This is a genomic window from Bradyrhizobium sp. AZCC 1721, from assembly GCF_036924715.1.
GTDB lineage: Bacteria > Pseudomonadota > Alphaproteobacteria > Rhizobiales > Xanthobacteraceae > Bradyrhizobium.
In genome coordinates, this window is sequence record NZ_JAZHSB010000001.1 from 6,881,386 (window position 1) to 6,901,805 (window position 20,420).

General features: G+C 61.5%; 19 protein-coding genes. 11 read left to right on the forward strand and 8 right to left on the reverse strand.

Annotated elements, in window-relative coordinates; translation table 11 throughout:
* Positions 1-198 precede the first annotated feature (198 nt).
* Positions 199-2,061 (forward strand): DNA helicase RecQ, encoded by a 1,863-nt coding sequence (gene recQ / locus V1273_RS32815; protein ID WP_334412002.1) that lies wholly within the window; start codon positions 199-201, stop codon positions 2,059-2,061.
* A 9-nt stretch (positions 2,062-2,070) separates the two neighbouring features.
* Here the strand turns inward: recQ and V1273_RS32820 are convergent, their stop codons facing one another.
* Positions 2,071-3,084, reverse strand: a complete 1,014-nt coding sequence (locus V1273_RS32820; RefSeq protein WP_334412003.1) for a 1-aminocyclopropane-1-carboxylate deaminase — start codon at positions 3,082-3,084, stop codon at positions 2,071-2,073.
* A gap of 160 nt (positions 3,085-3,244) precedes the next feature.
* On the opposite strand from V1273_RS32820, the gene V1273_RS32825 reads away from it, so the two are divergent.
* Positions 3,245-3,709, forward strand: coding sequence for an Lrp/AsnC family transcriptional regulator (locus tag V1273_RS32825; protein ID WP_334365480.1), 465 nt, complete (start codon positions 3,245-3,247; stop codon positions 3,707-3,709).
* A 95-nt stretch (positions 3,710-3,804) separates the two neighbouring features.
* The gene (locus tag V1273_RS32830; RefSeq protein WP_334365481.1) at positions 3,805-4,365 is read left to right on the forward strand and encodes a hypothetical protein; all 561 of its coding nucleotides are present in this window, start codon (positions 3,805-3,807) and stop codon (positions 4,363-4,365) included.
* Between the two features lie 68 nt (positions 4,366-4,433).
* Here V1273_RS32830 and V1273_RS32835 read toward each other — a convergent pair whose 3' ends face one another.
* The gene (locus tag V1273_RS32835; protein WP_334412004.1) at positions 4,434-4,724 is read right to left on the reverse strand and encodes a hypothetical protein; all 291 of its coding nucleotides are present in this window, start codon (positions 4,722-4,724) and stop codon (positions 4,434-4,436) included.
* The gene (locus tag V1273_RS32840) at positions 4,721-4,918 is read right to left on the reverse strand and encodes a hypothetical protein (RefSeq protein WP_334365483.1); all 198 of its coding nucleotides are present in this window, start codon (positions 4,916-4,918) and stop codon (positions 4,721-4,723) included. The genes V1273_RS32835 and V1273_RS32840 overlap by 4 nt, the downstream gene beginning before the upstream one ends.
* 253 nt (positions 4,919-5,171) lie before the next feature.
* On the opposite strand from V1273_RS32840, the gene V1273_RS32845 reads away from it, so the two are divergent.
* Entirely contained in the window at positions 5,172-5,477 is a 306-nt protein-coding gene (locus V1273_RS32845) for a hypothetical protein (RefSeq protein ID WP_334412005.1), read from the forward strand.
* Positions 5,478-5,897: 420 nt separating this feature from the next.
* A complete protein-coding gene (locus V1273_RS32850) occupies positions 5,898-6,878 on the forward strand; it encodes a Bug family tripartite tricarboxylate transporter substrate binding protein (protein ID WP_334412006.1) in 981 nt (326 codons plus the stop codon).
* Positions 6,879-6,938: 60 nt separating this feature from the next.
* Here the strand turns inward: V1273_RS32850 and V1273_RS32855 are convergent, their stop codons facing one another.
* Both V1273_RS32855 and V1273_RS32860 read right to left on the reverse strand, forming a co-directional pair.
* The gene (locus V1273_RS32855) at positions 6,939-7,808 is read right to left on the reverse strand and encodes a tetratricopeptide repeat protein (protein ID WP_334412007.1); all 870 of its coding nucleotides are present in this window, start codon (positions 7,806-7,808) and stop codon (positions 6,939-6,941) included.
* Positions 7,809-7,925: 117 nt separating this feature from the next.
* Positions 7,926-8,582 (reverse strand): FecR family protein, encoded by a 657-nt coding sequence (locus V1273_RS32860; RefSeq protein WP_334365486.1) that lies wholly within the window; start codon positions 8,580-8,582, stop codon positions 7,926-7,928.
* Positions 8,583-8,874: 292 nt separating this feature from the next.
* On the opposite strand from V1273_RS32860, the gene V1273_RS32865 reads away from it, so the two are divergent.
* Positions 8,875-11,469 (forward strand): VCBS domain-containing protein, encoded by a 2,595-nt coding sequence (locus V1273_RS32865; RefSeq protein ID WP_334412008.1) that lies wholly within the window; start codon positions 8,875-8,877, stop codon positions 11,467-11,469.
* 45 nt (positions 11,470-11,514) lie between these two features.
* Here the strand turns inward: V1273_RS32865 and V1273_RS32870 are convergent, their stop codons facing one another.
* Positions 11,515-12,528, reverse strand: a complete 1,014-nt coding sequence (locus V1273_RS32870) for a Bug family tripartite tricarboxylate transporter substrate binding protein (RefSeq protein ID WP_334412009.1) — start codon at positions 12,526-12,528, stop codon at positions 11,515-11,517.
* Between the two features lie 213 nt (positions 12,529-12,741).
* Here V1273_RS32870 and V1273_RS32875 point away from each other — a divergent pair, with 213 nt between their 5' ends.
* Entirely contained in the window at positions 12,742-13,656 is a 915-nt protein-coding gene (locus V1273_RS32875) for a 2-dehydro-3-deoxygalactonokinase (protein ID WP_334412010.1), read from the forward strand.
* Positions 13,657-13,668: 12 nt separating this feature from the next.
* On the forward strand, positions 13,669-14,307 hold the full coding sequence (locus V1273_RS32880) for a 2-dehydro-3-deoxy-6-phosphogalactonate aldolase (protein ID WP_334412011.1): 639 nt from the start codon (positions 13,669-13,671) through the stop codon (positions 14,305-14,307).
* A gap of 145 nt (positions 14,308-14,452) precedes the next feature.
* Here the strand turns inward: V1273_RS32880 and V1273_RS32885 are convergent, their stop codons facing one another.
* The gene (locus tag V1273_RS32885; protein WP_334365491.1) at positions 14,453-15,391 is read right to left on the reverse strand and encodes an MBL fold metallo-hydrolase; all 939 of its coding nucleotides are present in this window, start codon (positions 15,389-15,391) and stop codon (positions 14,453-14,455) included.
* Positions 15,392-15,504: 113 nt separating this feature from the next.
* Between V1273_RS32885 and V1273_RS32890 the strand changes: the two genes are divergently transcribed.
* From V1273_RS32890 to V1273_RS32900, 3 genes are all read left to right on the forward strand, one after another.
* On the forward strand, positions 15,505-16,746 hold the full coding sequence (locus V1273_RS32890; RefSeq protein WP_334412012.1) for a LysR family transcriptional regulator: 1,242 nt from the start codon (positions 15,505-15,507) through the stop codon (positions 16,744-16,746).
* A gap of 132 nt (positions 16,747-16,878) precedes the next feature.
* The gene (locus V1273_RS32895) at positions 16,879-17,454 is read left to right on the forward strand and encodes a TRAP transporter small permease subunit (protein WP_334412013.1); all 576 of its coding nucleotides are present in this window, start codon (positions 16,879-16,881) and stop codon (positions 17,452-17,454) included.
* 6 nt (positions 17,455-17,460) lie between these two features.
* A complete protein-coding gene (locus V1273_RS32900) occupies positions 17,461-18,996 on the forward strand; it encodes a TRAP transporter large permease (RefSeq protein WP_334412014.1) in 1,536 nt (511 codons plus the stop codon).
* A 200-nt stretch (positions 18,997-19,196) separates the two neighbouring features.
* Here the strand turns inward: V1273_RS32900 and V1273_RS32905 are convergent, their stop codons facing one another.
* Positions 19,197-20,306, reverse strand: coding sequence for a TRAP transporter substrate-binding protein (locus tag V1273_RS32905; protein WP_334412015.1), 1,110 nt, complete (start codon positions 20,304-20,306; stop codon positions 19,197-19,199).
* Positions 20,307-20,420: the final 114 nt, after the last annotated feature.

A 20,420-nucleotide genomic window follows, 5' to 3' on the forward strand; every position in this document is an offset into this window, starting at 1 on the left:
AAATCTCGCTGCGTCGTTCGCCCCCGGACGCGCTGATCACCGGCAGTTGACCCCTTACTGCGATTGCCGAAACGCCGCGGGAACATCAAAATCAGGCATAGACTTGCCACGATGTTTTTGGCCTATTGATCCCTCAATTCCGCGGTGCCTGCCCCAAAGGCTGGCGCCACACGCCTTCAACCGGACGACCTCACTCTCATGCCTGCCCCTGCAGCCCGGCGCTCTGAATCCGGCAATGCGCCCGACGCGCTGTCCGTCCTGAATTCCGTGTTCGGCCTGCCCGCCTTCCGCGGCGCGCAGGAAGAAATCATCCGGCACGTGACCGAGGGCGGCAATTGCCTGGTGCTGATGCCGACCGGCGGCGGCAAGTCGCTGTGCTATCAGTTGCCGTCGCTGCTGCGCGAGGGCTGCGGCATCGTGGTGTCGCCGCTGATCGCGCTGATGCGCGACCAGGTCGCGGGACTTCTGGAGGCCGGCGTCAACGCGGCCGTGCTGAACTCGACGCTGTCATTCGACGAGGCGTCGGAGGTCGAGCGGCGGCTACTGGCCGGCGACCTCGACCTGCTCTATGTCGCGCCGGAACGGCTCTTGACGCCGCGCTGCCTTTCCCTGCTCGGCCAGGCCAATATCGCGCTATTTGCGATCGACGAGGCGCATTGCGTGTCGCAATGGGGACACGACTTCCGTCCCGAATATATCGGCCTGTCCGCGATCGCCGAGCGCTTTCCCGACGTTCCGCGCATTGCTCTGACGGCAACCGCCGACGAGATGACGCGCAAGGAGATCGTGACCCGGCTGGGGCTATCAGGCGCGCCAAACTTCATCTCGAGTTTCGATCGCCCGAATATTCGCTACGAGATCGTCGAGAAGCAGAACGCCCCGGCCCAACTCAAAGCCTTCATCAGCGAGCGGCACGCGGGTGACGCCGGCATCGTGTACTGCCTGTCGCGTGCCAAGGTCGAGGATACCGCCGATGCGCTGAGCAAGGCCGGAATTCCGGCCCTGCCCTATCACGCCGGTCTCGACGCCAGCGTTCGTGCCCGCAACCAGGATCGTTTCATCAACGAGGATGGCGTCGTGATCGTCGCCACCATCGCGTTCGGCATGGGGATCGACAAGCCCGACGTGCGTTTCGTGGCCCATCTCGATCTGCCGAAAAGCATCGAGGCCTACTATCAGGAAACCGGCCGCGCCGGGCGCGACGGCAAGCCGTCCAGCGCCTGGATGGCCTATGGCCTGACCGATATCGTGCAGCAGCGCCGCATGATCGACGAATCCACCGGCTCCGATACGTTCAAGCGCGTCTCGATCGGCAAGCTCGACGCGCTGGTTGCGCTGGCCGAAACCGCGGGCTGCCGGCGCAGCCGCCTGCTCGGCTATTTCGGCGAGGAAGTCACCGGCAGCAATTGCGGCAATTGCGACAACTGCCTGTTGCCGCCGCAGCTTCGCGACGGCAAAGTCGCCGCGCAAAAACTGTTGTCCTGCGCCTACCGCACCGGGCAACGTTTTGGCGCCATGCATCTGATCGACGTGCTAGTGGGTCGGCTAACCGAGCGCGTCACGCAATTCGGACATGACAAACTGTCCGTGTTCGGCATTGGCCGTGAGCTCAACGAGAAGCAATGGCGTGCCGTGATCCGCCAGTTGGTCGCCATGGGCCATCTGCGGGCCGACAGCGAGGCCTTCAACGCACTGAAGCTGACCGAGAGCGCGCGCGGCGTCCTGAAGGGCGAGACCGAAATCATGCTGCGCGAGGCGGCGCCGGGCACGCGCATTCGCGCCAGCCGCGCCAAATCAAGGCGTGGCGATCTCGCGCCACGCGCCGAGGCGAGGCACGCCGACGCCCCTCTTCAGGCCGCGCTTCGCGCGTGGCGCTCGGAGATCGCGCGCCAGCGAGGTGTGCCGGCCTATGTCGTGCTGCATGATTCCACGCTCGACGGCATCGCCGCCGCGCGGCCGGCGACGCTGAACGCGCTTCGCGATATTCCCGGCATCGGCGACAAAAAGCTCGAACATTACGGCGACGAACTGCTGGCGGTGGTGCGGGCGGCCGACGCGTAAGTCTCGACCTCATCCGTTGCGGAAGGTGTAAGCGTATCCGTTGATCGCGGGCGCGCCACCAAGATGGGCGTAGAGCACCTTCGATCCCTTCGGGAAATAGCCCTTGTTCACGAGGTCGATCATGCCCTGCATGGATTTTCCCTCGTAGACGGGATCAGTGATCATGCCTTCGAGGCGCGCGCAGAGCCGGATGGCCTCCTTGGTCTCTTCCGACGGAACGCCATAAGCCGGATAGGCGTAGTCCTCGATCAGGACGACGTCGTCCTCGACGAGCTCCCTACCCAGTTCGACGAGACTTGCGGTATTGCGTGCGATGTCGAGCACCTGGGCCTTGGTCTGGGCCGGGGTGAAGGATGCGTCGATGCCGATCACCTTGCGCGCGCGGCCGTCCTTGGCAAATCCCACCAGCATGCCGGCATGGGTCGAGCCGGTGACCGTGCAGACCACGATGTAATCGAAGGCAAAGCCCAGCTCTTTCTCCTGCGCGCGAACTTCTTCCGCAAAACCGACATAGCCGAGCCCGCCATATTTGTGCACGGAGGCGCCGGCGGGAATCGCATAGGGCTTGCCGCCCTTGGCCTTCACATCCGCGATCGCCTCTTCCCAGCTCTGGCGGATGCCGATGTCGAAACCTTCATCCACCAGCCGCACGTCCGCGCCCATCACGCGGCTGAGCAGGATGTTGCCGACCCGGTCGTAAACCGCATCCTCATGCGGCACCCAGCTTTCCTGCACCAGGCGGCACTTCATGCCGATCTTGGCCGCCACCGCCGCAACCATGCGGGTGTGGTTGGACTGCACGCCGCCGATCGAGACCAGCGTATCAGCATTGGAGGCGATCGCGTCGGGCACGATGTATTCGAGCTTGCGCAGCTTGTTGCCGCCGAAGGCCAGCCCCGAATTGCAATCCTCGCGCTTGGCATAGAGCTCGACCTGGCCGCCGAGATGCTGCGACAGCCGCTCCAGCTTTTCGACGTGGGTAGGTCCGAAGGTGAGCGGATAGCGTTCGAATTTCTCCAACATGGTCATCCCCGTTGATGGTCTGATGTCGGGGGATGCCTCTATCACCACGGACCAGACAGGTGCTTTCAAAATCGATACGCTGCTAGCGTTATTATTGCATCATTTTGAGATTACGATGCATTATCGGCCATCACTCAGCGCAAGCGCGGAATATTCTTCCATGTCAGGCAGGCTCGACCGCATCGATCTTAAGATATTGCGATTGCTGCAAAATAGCGGCCGGCTGACCAATGCCGAGCTGGCCGAAACGGCCGGTGTCAGCGCCGCAACCTGTCACCGCCGCACCCAGCGCCTGTTCGACGAGGGATTCATAGCAGGGGTCAGGGCGATGGTGGCGCCGCGCAAGGTCGGCAAGGGTGCGCTCGTCATGGTCGGTGTCGTGCTCGACCGCTCGACGCCGGAAAGCTTTGCCGCCTTCGAGCGGGCGATCGCGCAACTCAAATTCGTGCTCGATTGCCATCTGGTGGCGGGCGATTTCGACTATTTCCTCAAGATTCGCGTCGGCGACATGGAGGATTTCAACCGCATCCACGGCGAACGATTGATCGCGCTGCCGGGCGTTCGCCAGACCCGGACCTTCTTCGTCATGAAGGAGGTAGTCGACAACGCGCCGCTCGACTTCTGATGGCCTGAGGTATCACCAAACCGGCGCTATCCTCTTCCGATGTCCGGACTCCGCCGGTCTGGCCAACACGGCGCTCGATGTCGTATCAACCGAACATGACCACGCGCCCTGGCCGTCGGGCTTTCGCCCTTGCCATCCTTCTCACGACAACGCCGGCGCTCGCCTCGGACGAGCCCGATACCATCATCTTCGCACTGATGTCCGGCAAGTGCAGCACGCTGAAGGTTGCCGGACGGGACTTTGCCTGCCGGGCCGTGGCGTTCTTCCAGACCGAGGAAGGCCGCGCCAATTTTACCGTGGCTCTCGACGATCCCAGCGACGGCAGTCACACCATCACGTTCTCCGGTGACAACGGGCGAAGGCCGGAGGCCAACCTGTACGAATTGCCGATTGACCGGATGCTGCTGAAATCCAAGGACAGGCCGAAGGCCGACGGGCTACCGATACCATCAGTTGAATTGACGGCCGGCCTCTGCAAGCAGGTCGGAAACTTCGTGACGCTCGAAGTCTCCAGCATTTCCTGCACCGCGAGCGACAAGAACGGCAAGAAATACGAGCTGCAGTATCAGTCCGACGGCGCGCCGATGGCAGTGCGCCGCATCAAGCGGACGCGCATTGGCCGTCCCGCGGTGTCGCCGTTCGACGATGTTAAATGAAAAGGCCAGCGGCGGAAGACCGCCGGCGGCCGGTGTCGATCCACACATGGCTCGCGACTGCGCCGGCTTTACCGTGCCCTGCTTCGCTCGCGCCCGCTCCGCGTCGGCAGAATGGCGGCTGCGATATCAAACGCGATCGCCCATCTCGGCTTTTCTTCCTCCGCGCCGGGCACGTTGATCTGAACGCCACCGCCGTCGCTGACGGTATAGGAGGCGGCCAGCACGGCGGCCTCGAGGGCGGCGCCCCGCGAATCGTAGACGCCGCCGATCTTGACGTTGTCGGCAAACACCGACCAGCCCAGCGGCGCCTTCACGACTTCGAACACCGATCGCTCCATGTGGCCTCCTATACGCGTCACCTGTATCGCTTCCGCCCCTCGCCGACGCGGCGAATCCGGACGAAGGGAGCGTGGCGTCGGGACGCTGGCTTGTCGCCCATGGTCTTCGCTCTTCCCTCGGAGGCCCGCAGCTCCGTCAGCGAATTCGCCGCCGGCGCCAGCGCGATTTCCTTCCGCACAGCATCGACAATTCGATCGAACTCAACTTCGCTCATCGCACGCTCCATTGCTCCGGGCCGGCATTCTGCCGCCTGGACGATAAGAGGGACCGCGCTGACCACAGATCGCCACGCAAGTTTGTTGTTAGAAGGCTCGCCCGCGGTCGCTTCGATGGCAAAAAAGGGTCGAAATCGGGAAGCGGCCGCCTCCCGCCATGCGAAATCGGTGGGCCCGATGCCCCGCCGGGGGCCCCCTTGGCCCAACTTGCCCCATGCGTGCTAGATTCGGCCACGAATCAGGAGGGTTTGCATGCCGGTAGATAGTGACAGCGCCATTGCGTGGCACCGCGCCCAGCTCAAGAAGCTTCGCGAGACGTTGAGGGGCATCGAGACCGCCAGGTTCACGGTGGGCGAGTCCGCACAGTCGAGCAGGACCGGCAAGACCCAGAAGACCATTGCCGAGCTCGAGCAGAAAATCCGGCAGTCGCAGCACATCATCGCCGCCTATGAGCGGCAGACCCGGCGGCCGCTAGCGACCGACCAGCGAAGCCTCGCCAGTGTGAGCTGGAGCGCCTGGAACGCCCAGACTGCGGCCGCAGTTCGCGGTAGGCGTTGAAGGAAGTGGGGGCGCAGTCGTTTCTAATTCTTCGCCGTCTCTTTCTCCTTCGCCTTGGCCCTGCAGGAAATCAGAAACGTAAACCCCCGCGCATTGCGGGCGATTTCGGCCGTCTTCACCTCGGCCTTGGCGTCCGAGATCTGGCGCGATAGCGGCAGTCCGGGCCATTTTGGTACCCTTTGGCGCGGCCGTACGGGAAACGAGCGGTGCCGGCGCCCGCGGGAACGACCATACGCCCCAGGGACTACGACCATTTTCCCCCGGCCGGCCGCTCATTTTGATGGATCGCGCCTGGCATCTTGCATACGGTGCGGGCTCGTTGCCCTGGCCGTCTCCGGAATAAAGCCGGAATCAGGGACGTAAAAGACAATCGCGCCGCCGAGGGCGGACGCCAATTTGCAATACCCGGAGGAGAATACCGTGAAGTCAAGAGTTGTCCGGTACGCCCTGTTTACAGTTCTGGCGGCGGTATCCGCCGTGGCCGGTCAGGCCCAAGCCCAGTCATGGCCGGAGAAGCCGATCACCTTCATCGTGCCGTTCGCGGCCGGCGGCGGCACCGACGCCTTTGCCCGCCCGCTCGCAGCCCAGCTCGACAGCCAGTTGGGAAAACGCGTGCTGATTGAAAACCGCGCCGGCGCGGGCGGCACGGTTGGCGCATCGCTGGCGTCGAAGGCCGCGCCGGATGGCTACACCTTCTTCATGGGCGCAGCGCATCACGCCATTGCACCGTCGCTCTATCCCAATCTCGACTACAATTTCGAGAAGGACTTCGTTGCAGTTGCCCTGGTCGCGCGGCCGCCCCAGGTCGTCGTCGTCAATCCCGAGAAGGTCGCTGCCAAAACGCTGGCTGAATTCATCACCTACGCCAAGGCCAATCCGGGCAAATTGAACTACGGTTCTGCCGGAGCCGGCACCACGCATCACCTAGCGGGTGAGTTGTTCAAAATCCTGACCAAGACCAACATCCAGCACGTCCCCTATCGCGGGGCCGGGCCCGCGATGCAGGACCTCATCGCCGGCCACGTGCCGGTCGTGTTTGACGGGCTCGGCTCGTCAGCCGGGCCCGTCAGGGCCGGACAGTTGCGCGCGCTTGCGGTCGCCGCGCCGAAACGCGTGGCTGCATTCCCCGATCTTCCGACCGCCGCGGAAGCAGGCCTGCCCGGTTATGAAGTATCGACCTGGTATGGCCTGTTCGCACCAAAGAACACGCCGCCGGCAATCGTCCAGCAGATGGCCAAGGAAGTGCAGAAGGCCATGCAGACCGCCGCCATCAAGGAAGCCTGGGAGCGCAACGGCTCCGACGTCCCCGATGTCACGGGTCCTGCGTTCGCGAAAATGGTTTCATCGGAAATCGAGCGCTGGCGTAAGGTCGTGACCGAGGCGAACGTGAAGCTGGATTAGCCTAGTAGCGCAGGCGCGGCACCCGCTTTCATGGCGAGTTCGCCGCGCCGAGCGCGCTGATCAGTTATCAGCGCTCACCCCATAGCGCACGAAGTCGTCGTCGACACCGGACTGGATTGCCTTTGCTGCGGAAATGTCGGCGTCGCCGCCAGCCTTGTCGCCGCTCCTGAGCTTGGCAAGCCCGCGCCCATAGAATGCACTCGCCAGCTTCGGATCTACCCGCAGTGCGGCACTGAAATCGTCTATTGCCGCGGCAGCTTCCCCTATCTTCAAGTGAATCAGTCCGCGCGAGTCATATGTGGCGGCGTCGTTCGGCCATGACTGAAGCACCTTGTTGCAGTCCTCAAGCGCCGCCTGCAACGAGCCGAGGATGGCCCGGGTCCAGCAGCGCCCGCTCCACGCGGCTTCCAGATTGGGCTCAAGACGAATTGCCTCGTCGTAATCCCGTGCCGCGCGATCGTACTCATGCTTTTTCAGGAAGACCCCGGCCCGGTTGACGAAAGCCCGGCCATAGTTCGGCTTCAGCCTGATCGCCTCGTCAAGAGCTTGGAGGGCGAGGTCGTATTCACCCTTCCGTAGGTAAGCCCCGCCGCGGTTATTGAATGCCTTGGCGTAAGTTGGATCGAGCTTGATCGATTTATCGAAATCCAGGAGGGCGCGGTCGACTTCTCCGTTTATCGTATGGGCATTGCCGCGGTTGTTATAGGCAGTAGCAAGTGCGGTCTTTGTACCTTGCCCGGAATCGATGAACGCCGTGCAACCACCGATCCGGGCTGCAAGCGAAGTGTGTCCCGGGCCGTTGCACAGCGCGATGTTCTCGAGATAGTCGCTCTTCTTGGGACTCTGCGCCGCAGCGAGTGAGCCGAGCAGCAGCAAGGCAAAAGCGGGCGCGAAGCCGTGGACGATGCGCTTGCTTGCACTAAATTCCATATCAGGCCTTCCGATGTTGGAACTAGCGAATGGGCCCCATTGACGTGATGGTGGCACGCCCGGACTGGTTAACTGATGAATTTCTCGCACCGCAAGCGGCTTGCACCGGAGCGGCGCTTAGCACCCCCGACAGATATTCAGATTTGACTTCGGGAAAGGCTTTTGATCGGGTTGCTGCGCCGCTGGTGCCGTCGGCTTTCTTGCGACTCTGCTCTTGCCTTCTTCAATGAGAGTAGAAAATCTGACTGTCCCGTCATCCGAAATTTCGACGCGTGGCGTGGTGCCTCGAACGCCCATGGTCGCGACCGGGGTGTCGACCTTCATGTCGCCGGTCTTCGCGACTTTGCCTGCGACAAAGGTGAAGGTGCCCTTTGTCAGATTGAACAAGGACGCGTTGGACGTACTATTTGGATCGTACACGAACTCGTTCAAAACCATGCGCGCGTTGTTCGACAGATTGAAGGAAGTGCCATCGGTGAAGTTGATACCGACCCGGCCGTCGGCGCCGGTTGCAACTGCATCGCCCTGATAGACGAGATCACCGACCTTCGCCTGACCGGCTTGACCTGAGGTGCTGGCCTGAACGACCATCGCACTCGCGCGTTCAAGCGTGACCGAACCTGTGGCGACAACAATTTTTCCAATTGGTTTTGACGCTAGATCCTGAACGGCGGGCCTGGCGGAATCGCGTTGCGCGTGAGCCGGCCCAGCAAAAAGCCCGGCGGTCGCCAGAACGAAGCCTGTCACCAATGCAGCAATAGCATGCGTGCACATGATCCCCCCTTCCTGAGAAGATCTTGTCCGAGAGAGCGCTCACGGTCGCTTTGAACCGTCGGCCAGGGCGACATTAGACCCGATGTCGGGGGAAGGCATTATTCTATTACCCGCTCAAAAGGATTACTCCTTTTGAGCCTAAAGCCTACCGCCCATGGACTGGGGTAGCTTGGAGTCTTGGCGGCTAGCCTTCGGCTGGCCGCGCTAGGCTATTTTGACCTGAATATTTTGACCTCATGGGCTGGGCAAAGCCAGACCACGAAAATTTCGCACGAGGGGCGGGGTTGAAGCCATGCTTGTCGGGTCCCACGCCGAGACTGGGGACGAACGTAAGGCCGCGGCAGCTCCGCTTCCCCAAATTATCGGCAACGTTCAGGCCGCGGCCGGCTTCGGCACCGTTAGGCGCGCGGCCTGCACGGCCGCTCAAGCCGCGGCGGGCGATCCGCAAACTCGAACGCATGCCGGCAGGTTCGGCATGCTGTGGCTCACGGCACTGACCTTCTCGCTTGTGAAGGAGGCCCGGGCCGCCGATCCGAACGTCACGCTCCTGGACGACGGCAACATCACATACAAGGACCTTGAGCACGGCGCATTCGAGCTGGTCACCAAGGATGTGATCCCTCGACATATCCTCGTTGACGATCCCGGACAGACCATCATCCTGCGTTCGCAAGGGTCCACGATCAGCGTCAGTCAGAGCACAAACTCCGCTGCGCGAATGGCTGAACTGCAGGCGGCCCAGCAGGAGGCGCTCGCCATCTACGAGAAGGGACTGGGGTCGACGGGATCGAGCACGCCTCCTCCCCTTGAGCAGCTACCGGTGCAACCGATCAATTTCATTCAGATTGATGATTCTTCCCCGGAGCAGGAACTGCCTGCTTTGCCCGCGGTGATCCTCGCATCGGCCCCGGAGATGATTATCGGACAACTGCCGCCTCCGCAGCCGACGCCACCGACGCTGAATGCGGTGATCGGGCCGACCGAAATCGACACCACGGTCTTTGACCTCTTCACCGCGACAAGCGGCACTTTCCTTGCCAGTAGCCCCAACAGCGACGCTACGCTGACCTTCGGCATCAGCGGGGGAACCCCCGGCAGCACCGTCATCGACGGGGTGACGTACGATGTATCGAAACCTGGTCCCTACGGCACGCTTTACGTCGACAGCACGACCGGCGCCTATACGTTCGTTCCGGACAATAACGCGATCAATGCGCTGACCGAGCCCACCAGCACTGACTTCATGGTCACCGTATCCGACGGCACGCTCTCGGCCAATCAACTCTTTACGATCGCCATCAACGGCAGCAACGACGCGGCCATCATCTCCGGCGCAACCGATGGCACGGCGATCGAGGCCAGCGGCGTCGCCAACGTCGCGCTCGCCACGCTGAGCGCCACCGGGACGCTCACCAGCGCCGACGTCGATGACGCGCCCAATACTTTTACGACGGTTGGCACGCCGACCGCGAGCGCGCAGGGCTTTGGCACCTTCACGATGACGGCGGCCGGCGTATGGACTTACACGGTCAACGACTCCAACGGCGCGGTGCAGGCACTCAATGTCGGCGATAAACTGACCGACTCCTTCACGGTGACCACGATCGACGGCACCCCCCAGGTCGTGACAGTCACCATCAACGGCACCAACGACGCAGCAGTCATTTCCGGCACCACGACCGGCTCCGTGACCGAGGACGGCGGCACCAAGTGCGATCTGCCGACCGCGACCGGCACGCTGACCGCTACCGACGTCGACAACGCGTCCGGTTTTACGGCGGTCAATTGCCCGACGGCCAGCGACGCCGGCTATGGCACCTTCACGATAACGCCGGACGGCGTGTGGACCTACATGCTCGACGACAGCAATTGCGCGGTGCAGGCACTTAATGTCGGAGACACGTTGACCGACACTTTCAAGGTGACCGCCCTGGATGGCACCGAGCAACTGGTGACGGTTACCATAAACGGTACCAACGACGCCGCCATCATTTGCGGAACCAAGCAAGGCTCGGTCATCGAGGCTGGCAGCGTGGCCAATTCGGTATCTTGCAAACCAACCGCGACCGGCACACTCACCGACACTGATGTCGACAACGCTCCCAACACATTTACGGCGATCGATTCGCCGAAGCCGAGCGATGGCGGCTATGGCACTTTCACCATGACGACGGATGGCGTCTGGACCTATACGCTCGATAACACCAGCTCTACAGTGCAGGCACTCAATGTCTGCGACAAGCTGACCGACTGCTTTACGGTGACCACCATCGACGGCACCCCGCAGGTGGTGACGATCACCATCAACGGCGCCAACGACGACGCCGTCATTTGCGGCGCCACGACCGGTTCAGTAACCGAAGCTGGCGCCTGCACATACGGTACGCCGATCGCGACCGGCACGCTCACCGACACCGACGTCGACAACACGCCCAATACGTTCACGGAGGTGTGCAGGCCGAAGGCGAGCGATGGCGGCTATGGCACCTTCACAATGACGGCGGATGGCGTCTGGACCTACACGCTCGACAACGCCAATTGCGACGTGGAGGCGCTGAACGACTGCGACACGTTGACCGACACCTTCACGGTAACCACCATCGACGGCACCGCACAGGAAGTGACGATCACGATCAACGGCGCCGACGACACGTTCCACTTCAAGGACAAGATGTCCGACGTCAAAACTTCTGACGTCATCGACCTTTCAGGGGACATCTCATCGTCTGTCAGTTCCCCCGAAGACGCTTCAGGAGCCAGTGTACCGCCGGCGACGACAGAGACAGCCCAAACGATCGAACTGTCTGCACAATGGTCCGACGGTTTCAGTTGGAACCAGCCGGGTATCGCTGTCACTACCCAAGCGCCGCACGATCTGATCGTGTGACGGAGCTGCGCCGGATTCTAGCGCAGCCGTTCCACGCCGCACGCCCTACTTCGCTTCGCTCGCCTTGATTCCCGAGCTTTCAACGAGCTTGGCCACCCGCGTCAGATCGCTGGCGAACAGGCGCGCGTGCGCCTCGGGCGACAGCTCGTTCTCGGGAAACGGCAGCGTACCGAGCTGTTTCAGCTTTTCCAGCAGCGTCGGGTCGGCCAGTGCTGCGCGGAGCGCTGAATTCAGCGCGCCGATGGTTTCCCTGGGCGTGCCCTTCGCGACGTAGAGTCCATGCCACATCGAGTAGCTGACCTCGGGCATGCCAAGCTCGGCGGTGGTCGGCACGTCCTTCAATTGTTCGAGCCGTTCCGGCGAGGTAATGGCGATGCCGTGAAGCGTTCCGGCCTGAATCTGCGGCAGCGCGTTGGTCACCTGATCCCACAAAAGATCGATCTGCCCCGCCAGCAGATCGGAAATCGCCGGCGCCGATCCGCGATAGGCCGCGAGCGTGGGCTTGAAGCCGAGCACGTTGCCCATCATCACCGCGCACAAATGACTGTTGGTCCCGAGACCGCCATGCGCGAAGTTCGCCTTGTCGCGTTGCGTCTTGATCCAGTCCACAAAGTCCTTTGGTTCCGCGCCGGGGATCGACTTGCGGCCAATCAGAACCATCGGCGCGTTGTTGACGAGGCCGACCGCCTCGAACGCCGTTTTGGTATCATAGCGCAGGTTGGTGAACAGGCTGGGAGCCGCAAGCAGCGCAACGTGATTGATGAGGATCGTGGTGCCGTCAGGCGCCGATCGGGCCACGCGATCATTGGCCAGCGTGCTGCCGCCTCCGACCACGTTCTCGATAATGACGGACTGGCCGAGCGTGCGCGACATCCGCTCGCCGATCAGACGCGCGACGGTGTCGGTGCCGCCGCCGGCTGCAAAGGGCACCACCAGCGTCACCGTCTTGGCGGACGATTGCGCGTGCGCCTGCGGCGAGAGTGCCGCAATCAGCAGGCCAAGGCCCATGATTACACGTCTGAAGGAGAAATTGATCACGACGGCGTCCTCCCAAGTCATTCTTTTTCAAGTCATTCTTTTTGTTGTGATGCCGCGTTGTCGCGGACGTGTGCTCGTTGGCAAAGCCACGCCGCAGCAACTGCCTGGCTTCGCATGACCTCGGATCATGCTGATTGCGCTTCCGCAAAGCAAATGGAAAGCGAGCGTAGCTCGCCGGCGGATTGGCGTGATACGATGTCCTCGAGGCGCAGATAGCATCGGGACGGATCTGAAATGAGCGAGGCTGCATATGTTGCGGTCGATTGGGGCACGAGCAGTTTTCGACTTTGGCTGGTCGAGCGGACCGGCAACGTGCTGGGGGAGCGGCGCAGCCACGAGGGCATGATGGCGGCAGGCAAGCTTGGCTTCGCAACCGTGCTGCAATCGCATCTGGAAGCCGTCGGCGCCGCGGATGGGGTGCCCGTTGTCATCTGCGGGATGGCCGGCGCGCGGCAGGGTTGGGTCGAAGCCGGCTATGTCGAGACGCCGGCGCGGCTTGCATCGATCCTGAAGCAGGCCGTGGCGGTACCGGGACAGGACCGTGACATCCGCATCCTCCCGGGAATAGCGCAACGAGACCCCAAGGCGCCGGACGTCATGCGGGGCGAGGAAACACAGTTGCTCGGCGCCTTGGGCGTGGACGCGGCCGACGAGGCGCTTGTCTGCATGCCGGGCACCCATTCGAAATGGGTCAGGGCGAGTTGCGGGACCGTCGAGCGCTTCGCCACGTTCATGACGGGCGAGCTGTTCGACGTCGTGTCGCGCGAGACGATCCTGTCCCACGCGGTGGCCGGCGCCGATGAAGCCGAAGATGTCGACGCATTCAAGTCGGCGGTCACCGCCGCGTTCGAGACGCCTGCGCACGCTGCCAATCTGCTGTTTCAGGTGCGATCGGGTCAGCTCCTCTACGGCGGCAAGCCATCCTCGGCCCGCGAAAAAATATCGGGCACCTTGATTGGTCTTGAACTGGCGGCGGGGCTCGCCGGCGAAGCTCCCAAGGCGGGCATCACGCTGGTGGCGTCAGGAAGGCTCCAGATGCTTTACCAATTGGCGTTTGACACGGTTTCCGTTCCCGTCCGATCAATCGGTGCCGAGGATGCGGTCCGTCGCGGTCTTGCGATGGCCGCTCACTCGATTTGGAACGTATGAAGGATCAGACGAATGAACGTTGTCCCATTTCCCCCGATGAAGCGTCCGCTGGTCGCGATCCTGCGCGGCGTGAGGCCCGAGGAGGCAACGGATATCGTCAGCGTGCTGATCGACAGCGGCATGACGGCGATTGAGATCCCGCTCAACTCGCCGGAGCCGTTCCGCTCCATCGAGATCGCCGTCAGGAAGGCGCCCGCCGAAATCCTGGTTGGGGCTGGCACGGTCTTGACGCTGGAAGCTGTCGAGCGGCTCCACGATGTTGGCGGCCGGCTTCTCGTAACTCCCAACGTCGATCCCGAAATCATAGCCGGCGCCCGGGCACGCGGCATGGTCACGATGCCCGGCGTCTTTAGTCCAACGGAGGCGCTGCTTGCCGCCAAGGCTGGCGCCTCAAGCCTCAAATTCTTTCCCGCGAGCGTGCTTGGCGCGGCGGGCATCACCGCGATCCGCGCCGTTCTCCCCGCGGACCTGATGATCGCCGCTGTCGGCGGCGTCTCCGACAAGAACTTCGCGGATTACACGAAGGCCGGCATTCTGGCGTTCGGCCTCGGCAGCAGCCTCTACAAGCCCGGCATGACGGCGGCGGAGGTAGCCACACGCGCCAAGGCGACGATTGAGGCGTACGACATGGCTGTTCAACAGGTAGCGTAGATTAGCGAGAGTCGGTCCCGCCCGCCGTCGCTTGCCCTCCGTCGCGGACATGCCGCGTGCCGAAGCGCACGCGACGGCGGGCTGACGGAGAGAGTGTCAGTCGTCGAAAGGACTCCCGTATCGCCTCGATCCAACTAGGCCAGACTCAAGGCTGATGACCCAACTTCACGATCATCTTCGGGTGACGTTCGCTCAAGGCCTTCAACGCGAGCAAACTCTTCCGATTGCGTTCCCGGTCGTCAATGAAGCTTCCCGGCTCAACGCCGTTCTCCCAACCCCAGCGCGTGTGGCAAGTGTCGCCGGTCAGGAGCACCGGACCTGTCGTGGTGCGCGCGACAAACGCCATGTGGCCCGGAGTGTGTCCCGGACTCTGGATCGCAAAGAACGAACCGTCACCGAAGACGTCGATCACCCCTTCGAGCTTCCCGCCCGGGTCTTTCGAGAACTGGAATTCCTGAAGTGCGGGTCTTCCCTCAAGGAAGCGATCTTCCATCCCCTGGACGAACATGTTCTCGAAGTTCGAGTACTCAGGTTCGCCGGGTCCCGTGTAAATCGGAACGTCCTTGGGAATATCCGGCATCCCGGAGATATGGTCGAAATGGAGATGGGTCATGAAGACACCTTTGAGGGGCATACCTGCCGATTTGATAACCGACAAAGTGTCTTGCCGGACTTGCATCTTGTCTATTTTAGCGAACGTTCTCAGCACCCATCCGACCCCGACACCCGCGGGATTCTCCACCAACCGCTTTGAAACACCTGTGTCGATCAGGAACAATCCCTGCGTCGGGTGCCGCAAGAGATGCGCATAGATCTTGATCGGCTCCTCGCGATCCTTGAGCCCCGCTTCAACGGCTTTTGGATCTTTCAGATTGAGCAGTCCCGAAAGATCGGCAACCCAATCCGCGCCGACGACCGTCTTGAGTTCAATTGGTCCCGGCTGATCAATCAAAGCCTCCATGGCGGCCGAGCTGATTGGCTTGCCGATATCTGCGGGCTTCGCCGGATGGGTCGTCTGCGTGCATGCCGAAAGCGCCGAGATGGCAAGGGCGCCAATGAAAAGCAGTCCAGACTTACGGAGCATGATGTTTTCCTCATTTCTGCTGCCGCTTTTGCCCTGGACGGGTAGAATAGCAATCGTCTAAATTCCTATATAGCCATACATAAATGAATGGCCGCTAGCTGGGAGGAGTGAACGTGGACCTCCAATGGGATGACCTGCGGATTTTTCTCGCCGTTGCGGATGCCGGCAGCCTGAGCGGCGCCGCGCGACGCCTCAAAGTGAGCCAGCCCACCTTGAGCCGCAGGATCGCGGATATGGAGTACGGGCTGGGCCAGCCGCTCTTCGTCCGCAAGAACCAGGGCATCTCCTTGACCAAGACCGGAAGCAGGCTGCTCCCCGCCGCCCAAGGCATGGCGCAATGGGCGACGGAAGCCAATCGTTCACTCGACGCGAAGGACTCGCCCGTGAGCGGCCGCGTGCGCATCACGGCGGCACCATCGTTCGCCTTCGATTTCCTGGCGCCGATCGCGGAAAAGCTCAAGAGGAAGCATCCACAGATCACTCTCGAGGTTCTGGCCAGCACGGAGCGCCTCAATCTCTCGCGCGGCGAGGCGGACATCGCGCTCAGGAAATACCCGTCCGATGATCCTGATCTGATCACAGTCGATGAAGTTATCGTTCCGATCGGCGCCTACGCGAGCAGGGACTACGCACGGAGACTGCCCGCGAAATACGATTTCCGCGACCTCGACTGGATCGCATGGGCGGGAGAGCGCGAGATGGTGAGCCCGAATCCGGAACTCGCGGCCCGGATCCCGGACTTTCGTCCTGCTTTCACATCTGACGATTACAGCGTGCAGGTCGCAGCCTGCCAGGCCGGTGCCGGTGCGATGATCCTTCTGAAGACTTCCCATCGGCTCAAGCGACCGGGCGAGCTCGTGGAACTCAAGCTCGAGCTTCCAACCTCGCTCCGCGCAGAACTCACGATCGTTTGCCACAAGCGCATGGCAGATCTCCCCAAGGTCAGAACCGTCGTGGACCTGCTCAGGCAAGAGTTTGCCGACCTGAGGAAGAGCCAAGTTGCGGAGAGACTTCGAACGGTGACGCCAACAATCCCAAAGCAAGCCAGAGATAAGAAGGAAGCCTCATCCAAACATTCGAGGCGAGAAGTTGAGACAGGAGCGGACTTGAACGCGCCCCAATCGAGACCAGTTGCGCGCAATCGTGCGAAATCGTCCAAAATCGTAGGCTGGCCGAGGGAGAGGACCTGCGATCCAATATTCTCCACCCCCGGGCGCTCGTTTATCCCCCCGGCAGAGACCGCGCTGGCGAAACGTGTGAGTCTGAGAAGTGCCCACCAGACATTCGGTCCCGGGCGCCTATCTGTTTGTCGCCGTGGAATTGCTTTTCTGCCTAATTGTGCATCGCAATCCTGAACCGATCGCCGCGGCCATTCATCCGCTGGCACCCGGACGGCCGCTAAGCTAGCATTGGGATCATTTGAATGGAGCGGTGGCGCGCACTCCTATAGGGAAGTCCAAGGCCGGGCGCCGTCTGGGCATACTGCAATGGCCAACATATCTGCTTCGCCAAAGCCCATGCCACCGCGCGGCTATTTGGCCGTCATCCGTAGCATCGACAAGTTCACGGAATTGACCGGGTACCTCTTCGTCCTCTCGATCATTCCCCTGATTTGCGCCAATGTGGTCGAGGTTTTTGCCCGCTACGTCCTGGGGGATCCGACGATCTGGGCCCTCGATGTGACGACGATGTCCTACGCGACCTTGTTCATGCTGGGCTCGGCGTTGGCGCTCCTGAAGGGCGCTCACATCCGCACCGATGTACTGTGGGAAGCATTCTCGGATCGCACGAAAGGCATGATCGACAGCCTGGCGTTCCTGCTGTTCTTCCTGCCGACAATGGTCGTGCTGTTCTTTCTCTCGATAGACGATTTCCTCTACTCGCTCTCGATCAACGAACGCGGAAGCTCCGGCGCGTGGACGCCGGTCCTGTGGCCGCTGCGCGGGGTTATTCCGCTGACGGCCTTCATGCTGTTCTTGCAGGGCATCTCGGAGTTGATGAAGAGCCTCTGGGCTTGGCGAACCGGCGCATTCCTGGCCAAACACGAGAAGATCGAGGTCTGAACAACCATGACCGCCGCCGAAGCTCTCGGACTTGCCATGCTCGTCGGTATGGTCTTCGTCATTTTCATCGGTTTCCCGATTTCCTTCACGCTGCTGTTTCTCGCCCTTGTTTTTGGTGGCATTGGCCTCGGGTGGGAACAGACTTTCAATCTCGGCTACCTGCAGATCTGGGGCACGATGAAAGACGAGATCTTTCCCGCCGTGCCGCTGTTCATCTTCATGGGTTACATGACCGAACAGGCCGGACTCATGGAGCGGCTGTTCGTGGCTTTGCGCAGCGTTCTCGCGCCGGTGCGCGGATCGCTCTATTTGGCCGTAATTCTGACGGCGACTATTTTTGCGATGGCGACCGGCATCGTGGGCGCCGCGGTGACCGTGCTCGGCATCATGGCCGGATCGATGATGATCAAAACCGGTTATGACGCGCGGCTGTCAGCGGGTGCAATCGCCGCCGGCGGTACGCTCGGCATTCTGGTCCCTCCGAGCGTAATGCTGGTAGTCATGGGCCCGGTCATGGGTGTGCCCGTCAATCTTCTCTATTCAGCGGCGTTCGGCCCGGGCTTTCTGCTCGCTGGCTGTTATATCACCTATACACTCGTCCGCAGCTTGATCAATCCGAAGCTCGGTCCAGCCATGACCATGGAGGAGCGCACAGCCACCTATGACGCGATGACCACTGAAAAGGTAGGCTCTCCTGTAGTCGGATTGGGCCTCGTGTGCTTGGTCGCATTGGCGTATTTGCTGCTCGATTTGTTGTTGAGCCAAGTGCGTGTGCCGCGTCTGGCGTTTACGATCGGACCGTTTAGCCTATCGGCCGTCGCTTCGGTGTTAGCGATTCTGACGGCTTACCCCTACTTCCGGAACGCCTACTTCCGCGCCGTCATGCTCGGCGTTGCGCCTTTGAGCGCGCTGATTGGATTTACCCTGGGAACCATCGTCGGTGGAATCGCCACGCCGACCGAGGCAGCCTCGTGCGGAGCTTTCGGCGCTGTCCTCCTTGCACTCTTTTACGGCCGGCTCAGCATGCAATCGATCACCAATGCGGCCATCGGCACGATGGTGACTTCGGCCATGGTGCTGTTTCTGGCGGTGGCCTCGACGGTGTTCGGCGCTGTCTTCACCAAGCTGGGTACGGCGAACTTGATTACCAACTATCTGCTCGCCCTTCCGTTGAGTGACTGGTGGAAGCTGGCGTTGATCATGGTGATCTTTTTCGTCCTCGGCTGGCCGTTTGAATGGCCCGTGATCATCCTGGTCTTTCTTCCGATCGTTTTGCCGGTGGTCGAAAAGCTTCAGTTCGGCTTGAACAAGCTCGACCTGCTGATTTGGTTTGGCGCACTGACCGCCGTCAATATGCAGACGTCGTACTTGAGCCCGCCCGTTGCAATGTCGGCGTACTACCTGCGGAACGTCGTTCCGCAATGGAGCTTGAGCACGATTTACCGGGGCATGTCCGACTATATGGTGATTCAGGTCGTAGTTCTGGCGCTGCTGCTGTTGTTCCCGCAAATCGCACTGTGGTTGCCGAACCTTGTCAGGTAAGCGCGATCGGCTGCTTATCATACCAAGAAGGGCGGCCGAGGCCGCCCTTCCAGCTATGTCCTCCATTCGCCTGAACATGATCCGGAATAGTTGGTACCGGCTCTCCCTCGGGACAAACGCGAAGCGTTTGCCCGGATCATGCTCAATCAACCTGGAGCGCGATGGCGATTCAATAGAATGCCATCGCGTTCAAGGCCGTCTTATTCTTTAACGGGCCAATAGTGGTCCGCCTGCAAAGCGTAGGGCGGGAACATGAAGCGCTTGGCGGGCACGACCTTGGCGGCATAAGCCTTCTGAGATTCGTAGACTTTCTTGAAGAACGGGTTCTTCGCGACCTCCGCCGCGGCAAACTCATCCCAGGCCTTGAGGAAGGCCTGATTGACCTCGGGCGGTGTAGTCAGGAGCTTAACTCCGTGCTTCTCCCTAAACTCTGCGATCGCGTCCGCGTTTTGTCTCTGGAAGCTGGCCCACCAGCGCAGGAACGTCTCTGATGTGGCCGACTTGATGGCTTCCTTGTTCTGATCCGGCAAGCTGTCCCACACGTCCTTGTTGATCGCGATCTCAGCGACAGAGGCGCTCTCATGCATGCCGGGAGTGTAGTGGTATTTCCAGACCGTATGCAGACCGAGGCGCTGATCCTCAATTCCGCCGACCCACTCGGCACAATCGATCGTGCCGCGCTCTGCGGCGGGCAGGATCTCACCACCCGGCATGTTGACAACCGCCATACCCATTTTGGCGTAGAGCTGGGAGACGATGCCGGTCTGGCGGCACTTCATTCCCTTGAAGTCGGGCAGGTCCTTGATCGGACGCTTGAACCAGCCGAGTGCCTGCGGGCTCGGCGGAATGCTCGGAAATGCCACCAGATTGAGCTTGAGCTCCTTCTGGTAGAACTCGTTCCACAGATCGAGGCCACCGCCCTCGTAGACCCATCCAATGAAGTCGACGGCATCCATGCCGAAGATGCCGGCCGGTGTATTGGCGAACAGCGTCGCGGTGACGCTCTTGCCGTACCACCAGTAGGAGATGCCATAGGCACCGTCGATCACCTTCTTGTGCGTGGCATCGAGGATCTCAAACGGCGGAACGACCGCGCCGCCCGGCAGCGCCTCGATCTTGAGGTTGCCGCCGGTCAACTTGTCGACGCGGTCGGCAAAAAACTTGAGAGCATCGTGCGTGGTGGACGATGGCGGAACCGCCGATTGTATCTTGAGGACTCGTGGCTGTTGGGCGAGCGCTGTGCCCGCAAACGCCAACGTGGCGGAGGTTGCTGCGATCAGAGCGAATTGACTAAGCGAACTCATTTTCATCGGACGTCTCCCTCCCTTTTGCTTTTCTCCCTTTTGGCAGAGTGTGGGGGCGAGCTCAGTGGCTGGCCAGCACACGAATAGCCTACAGCGGTAAGGAGCTGTCAGCCAGTGCGG

Bases quoted from the DNA above. Each gene is read 5' to 3' on its own strand.
- V1273_RS32865 (WP_334412008.1), top strand. From the start codon at position 8,875: ATGCTTGTCGGGTCCCACGCCGAGACTGGGGACGAACGTAAGGCCGCG.
- V1273_RS32875 (WP_334412010.1), top strand. From the start codon at position 12,742: ATGAGCGAGGCTGCATATGTTGCGGTCGATTGGGGCACGAGCAGTTTT.
- V1273_RS32885 (WP_334365491.1), bottom strand. From the start codon at position 15,391: ATGCTCCGTAAGTCTGGACTGCTTTTCATTGGCGCCCTTGCCATCTCG.
- V1273_RS32900 (WP_334412014.1), top strand. From the start codon at position 17,461: ATGACCGCCGCCGAAGCTCTCGGACTTGCCATGCTCGTCGGTATGGTC.
- V1273_RS32870 (WP_334412009.1), bottom strand. From the start codon at position 12,528: ATGACTTGGGAGGACGCCGTCGTGATCAATTTCTCCTTCAGACGTGTA.
- V1273_RS32860 (WP_334365486.1), bottom strand. From the start codon at position 8,582: ATGTGCACGCATGCTATTGCTGCATTGGTGACAGGCTTCGTTCTGGCG.
- V1273_RS32880 (WP_334412011.1), top strand. From the start codon at position 13,669: ATGAACGTTGTCCCATTTCCCCCGATGAAGCGTCCGCTGGTCGCGATC.
- V1273_RS32840 (WP_334365483.1), bottom strand. From the start codon at position 4,918: ATGAGCGAAGTTGAGTTCGATCGAATTGTCGATGCTGTGCGGAAGGAA.
- V1273_RS32895 (WP_334412013.1), top strand. From the start codon at position 16,879: ATGGCCAACATATCTGCTTCGCCAAAGCCCATGCCACCGCGCGGCTAT.
- recQ (WP_334412002.1), top strand. From the start codon at position 199: ATGCCTGCCCCTGCAGCCCGGCGCTCTGAATCCGGCAATGCGCCCGAC.
- V1273_RS32905 (WP_334412015.1), bottom strand. From the start codon at position 20,306: ATGAAAATGAGTTCGCTTAGTCAATTCGCTCTGATCGCAGCAACCTCC.
- V1273_RS32855 (WP_334412007.1), bottom strand. From the start codon at position 7,808: ATGGAATTTAGTGCAAGCAAGCGCATCGTCCACGGCTTCGCGCCCGCT.
- V1273_RS32830 (WP_334365481.1), top strand. From the start codon at position 3,805: ATGACCACGCGCCCTGGCCGTCGGGCTTTCGCCCTTGCCATCCTTCTC.
- V1273_RS32845 (WP_334412005.1), top strand. From the start codon at position 5,172: ATGCCGGTAGATAGTGACAGCGCCATTGCGTGGCACCGCGCCCAGCTC.
- V1273_RS32820 (WP_334412003.1), bottom strand. From the start codon at position 3,084: ATGTTGGAGAAATTCGAACGCTATCCGCTCACCTTCGGACCTACCCAC.
- V1273_RS32825 (WP_334365480.1), top strand. From the start codon at position 3,245: ATGTCAGGCAGGCTCGACCGCATCGATCTTAAGATATTGCGATTGCTG.